The 4,448-nt window shown below is 40.9% G+C and carries 2 protein-coding genes and 1 pseudogene; 2 read left to right on the top strand and 1 reads right to left on the bottom strand.

From position 1 onward, the window contains the following. Positions 1-247: pseudogene (locus tag ACILQF_RS12680) on the top strand (hypothetical protein); the annotation flags it as partial. Then, complete coding sequence (locus ACILQF_RS12675; RefSeq protein ID WP_395627765.1) at positions 234-2,804, top strand: ABC transporter permease; 2,571 nt, start codon at positions 234-236, stop codon at positions 2,802-2,804. The pseudogene ACILQF_RS12680 and the gene ACILQF_RS12675, both read left to right, overlap by 14 nt. Before the next feature lie 385 nt (positions 2,805-3,189). On the opposite strand, the gene gltX is transcribed toward ACILQF_RS12675, so the two are convergent. Further along, a partial coding sequence (gltX, locus tag ACILQF_RS12670) for a glutamate--tRNA ligase (protein WP_395627764.1) occupies positions 3,190-4,448 on the bottom strand: 1,259 nt, incomplete at its 5' end.

The following is a 4,448-nucleotide window of genomic DNA, read 5'->3' as shown; positions in this document are numbered from 1 at the left end:
TGCTTTTTCTAACTCGCCTAAAATATTATTTGCGGATGAGCCCACAGGAAATCTAGATGCTGAAACCAGCGAAATGGTGGTTAAATTATTATTCGACCTCAACAAGGAAGCGGGAACAACCTTAATCTTGGTAACGCATGATTTGGAGCTGGCCTCCAAAACGCAAAGAATTATCCGCATCAAAGGTGGATCTTTAATCTCCGATGAGCTTACCAACACTCTAAATTTGAATCATGTTGGAGCATAATTCCATTCCATTTACAGAAAATGAGGCTCCCCTGAACCTCAAATGGCTCTTCGTCATGGCTTGGCGCGATAGTCGCCGAAACCGTTCCCGATTATTCTTATTTATCTCCTCTATTATCCTCGGAATAGCGGCACTAGTGGCCATCTACTCTTTTGAATACAACCTTAAAAAAGATATTGATTCGCAGGCAAAAAGTCTGTTGGGTGCCGATTTAGTAGTTGAAACCAATAAGGCAGTTGCGCCGGAAGCTCTGAAAACACTCCTTGAACTGGGCGATGAGCGTTCCGAAGAACGTGCTTTTGCCTCCATGATTTATTTTCCTAAGAGTGAAGGCACACGCTTGGTAAATGTGAAGGCGCTTTCAGGACAATACCCTTACTATGGAGAAATTGAAACGAGTCCCGCTACTGCTAGCCGCACTTTTCGCCAAAACCGAACGGCACTCGTCGATAAAACCCTCATGCTCCAGTTTGATGCCAAACCTGGCGACTCCATCAAAGTAGGTGAACTTACTTTTGAAATTGCGGGAATACTGAATAAAGCACCGGGTCAGACAGGTTTTGCTTCTTCCGTAGCACCAATAGTTTATATTCCTTTGGCCTATTTGGAGCAAACGGGACTTTCACAAAAGGGGAGTCGTATCACTTACAATTTCTATTTCAAGTTTTCGGAAAATGTTGATATTAACAAACTTACGAAGAGTTTAGAGCCTAAATTTGAAAAGGCAGAGCTCGATTATGAAACAATTGAATCGCGCAAGGAGAACACGGGTCGTTCATTTGAGGACCTTACCGAATTTTTGGCGCTTGTAGGTTTCATTGCCCTGCTCTTGGGTTGCATTGGCGTTGCTAGTGCCATTCACATATACATTCGCGAAAAGATTAATACCATCGCCATTTTACGCTGCCTCGGTGCTAGCGCCAAACAGGCATTTTTAATTTACCTTATTCAAATTATTGGTATCGGTTTAATTGGATCTATGTTAGGTGCTTTCCTTGGAACACTTATTCAGCAGGTTTTGCCGGCAGTATTAGCTGATTTTTTACCCGTAAAAATAACAGCAGCCATTTCATGGCTTGCCATTGTACAGGGTATAGTCTTAGGACTCATCATCTCCGTTTTATTTGCACTCTTGCCTTTGGTTTCAGTACGAAATATTTCACCACTAAACACCTTGCGACTATCTTTTCAGGAAACTTCCTTATTTAAGGATCCTATAAAATGGTTGGTGTATTTCTTAATTGTTTTATTTGTTTTTGGCTTCAGCTACTTGCAGATGAGCTCCTTGAAGCAGACATTTTTCTTCACTGGCGGAGTTCTGGCAGCATTTATTATCTTAACGGCCCTAGCTTATGCGTTGATGTGGTTGGCAAGACGCTTTTTTCCGTCTTCATGGGGCTATTTATGGCGTCAAGGATTTGCAAATTTATTTAGACCCAATAATCAGACCTTAATTTTGGTGGTTTCCATTGGTTTAGGAACCGCTTTTATTTGCACGCTCTTTTTTGTACAAGGAATTTTAATCAATAGTGTCACGCTTTCATCAAGTAAAAATCAGCCGAACATGATACTTTTTGATATTCAAAGTGATCAGAAAGTGGCTGTTGCAAATCTTACGAAAAGCTTGAAATTGCCAGTTCTTCAGCAGGTGCCGATTGTAAATATGCGCATTACTGAAATTAACGGACGTACTGCGGCGGATTATAAAAAGGACAGCCTTAATATGGCTGCTATGCGTGCTTTGGATCGCGAATTCCGTGTTACCTATCGGGATAGTTTGAGTGATTCGGAGGAGATTATTGACGGTAAATGGACTGGGAAAATGGAGGCAGGAAAGCCGATTTACGTCTCGATTGAAGATGCCTATGCTCGCCGAATTGGTGTCAAGGTTGGCGATGAGCTTAAATTTAATGTTCAAGGGGCGCCATTAAAGGCAATTATTGGAAGTACCAGAAAGGTGGATTGGAATCGTATTCAGACTAATTTTCTTTTGATTTTTCCGGCAGGTGTGCTTGAAGCAGCACCTCAATTTCATGTACTATTAACGCAGGTGCCTTCCGATGAGGTATCGGCAAAATATCAACAAACTATTGTTCGTGCATTTCCGAATATTTCAATGATTGATCTCGGCCTGGTATTGAGCGTCCTCGATGAAATTCTTGATAAAATGGGTTTTGTCATTCGCTTTATGGCTGCTTTTAGCATCATTACGGGATTAATTGTACTAATTTCTTCGGTCTTAATTAGCAAATACCAACGTATTAGGGAAAGTGTTCTGCTAAGAACCATTGGCGCTAGCCGTAAACAAATTTTGATCATTACTGCGCTTGAATACTTCTTTTTAGGAGCTTTGGCAGCTGGTGCGGGAATCATTTTGTCGCTCATTGCCAGTTGGGCATTAGCGGTTTTTAGCTTTGAAACTAGCTTCAAACCGGAACTCTTACCTGTGCTTTTACTTTTCCTTTTAATTACTTCTTTAACCGTATTTATTGGCTTATTTAATAGTAGGGGCATATTAAACAGGCCTCCTTTGGAGGTGTTGAGATCTGAGATCTGAGATGAGAGATCTGAGATGAGAGATGTGAGATGTGGGATTTTCCTGTGGTCAATTCTCACCCTACCACTAACACATGCGACTAAAAATTAAAGCCAATCTAAAACATATGTCATGCCGAGACCTGCCCTTCAGCAGGTGAGGCACCTTCGTAAAAACCAATAAAAATTTGCTTTGCAACTACTAAGTTCCTTCAACCGTTCAGGATGACAGGTGCGTGGTGACTAAAAATTAAAGCTATTTTAAAACGAATGTCATCCCGAAACCTGCCCTTCAGCAGGTGAGGGACCCTTCAGCAGGTGAGGGATTTTCGATAAACGAGGAGCAAATTTGGGTCAGTAAAAGCACAGGCTACACGCCTGCGCCAGTATAACCGAAATCTGCAATATTATTCTTCCGTAAAAGCAATTAGCGCTTTTTGAATTCTTTTTGCGGTTTCTTCTTTACCAATAAGAACGGCAATATCAAATACCCCCGGACCAAATTTACCACCCACCAACATTACTCTGAAGGGAAGCATTAATTCGCCTGCTTTAATATTTTTTTCTTCCGCCAAGTTCTTGAAGATATTTTCGATATTGATACTTTCCCAACTATCTTCTGCAATTAATGCCTCATAGCATTGAATTAGCTCTTTAAAAAACTCGGTTTTTGCATCGGTCCATTTTGGTTTTACTGCATTCGTATCAAAGGTTTCTGGAGCTTCGAAGAAGAAGGATGCCTGCTCCCAAAAATCCTGAAGAAAAGTCATGCGCTCTTTAACTATTGCTAAAACCTTATCAAAGTAGTCGTTATTTGCTATTTGAATATCCCTATCTTGAAGAATAGTTATAACCTGCTCTTTAATATCAGCTATTTCCGCCTTCTTAATATATTCATGATTAAACCATTTTGCTTTTTCAAAATCGAATTTTGCACCCGCTTTACTCACTCTTTCAATGCTGAATTTTTCAATCAATTCATCCATGCTAAAAATCTCCTGCTCCGTTCCATCATTCCATCCCAAGAGAGCAAGCATATTCACAAATGCTTCAGGAAGGTAACCCATTTCTCGGAAACCGCGCGTAGTTTCACCGGTTTTAGCATCGGTCCAATTCATCGCATAAACTGGAAAACCTAGTCTGTCGCCATCACGCTTACTTAATTTACCATTTCCATCGGGCTTTAAAATAAGGGGCAAGTGTACCCACTGTGGCATATCTGCTTTCCAGCCAAGGTATTCCCATAAAAGAATATGAACAGGTGCAGAAGGAAGCCATTCTTCGCCTCTAAAGGCATGGCTAATTTCCATCAAATAATCGTCAACAACAACCGCTAAATGGTAGGTTGGCATACCATCGGCCTTTAAAAGCACTTTATCATCTACTAAATTAGTGTCGAAGCTAACATCCCCACGAATCATATCTACAAAGTGAATGGTCTCATCAGTAGGCACCTTGATGCGGATTACGTGCGGTGTACCCTGATCGAGAAGTGCTTTTGTTTCGTCAGCAGATAGATTTAAGGAATTTCGTAAATATCCACGATTTTCATGCCCATAGCGGAAATTAGGAGTTTTTTGCCTCTGCTCATCCAGCTCCTCGGGTGTGTCAAATGCATAATAAGCATAACCATCTTTGACCAATTGATCGGCGTAAATTTTATAAT

It is taken from the genome of Daejeonella sp., assembly GCF_044232565.1.
Lineage (GTDB): Bacteria > Bacteroidota > Bacteroidia > Sphingobacteriales > Sphingobacteriaceae > Daejeonella.
This window is presented reverse-complemented; position numbering and strand designations above follow the sequence as displayed.

What these genes read in the sequence shown, in the direction of transcription:
- ACILQF_RS12675 (WP_395627765.1), top strand. Translation starts at nt 234, where the DNA reads ATGTTGGAGCATAATTCCATTCCATTTACAGAAAATGAGGCTCCCCTG.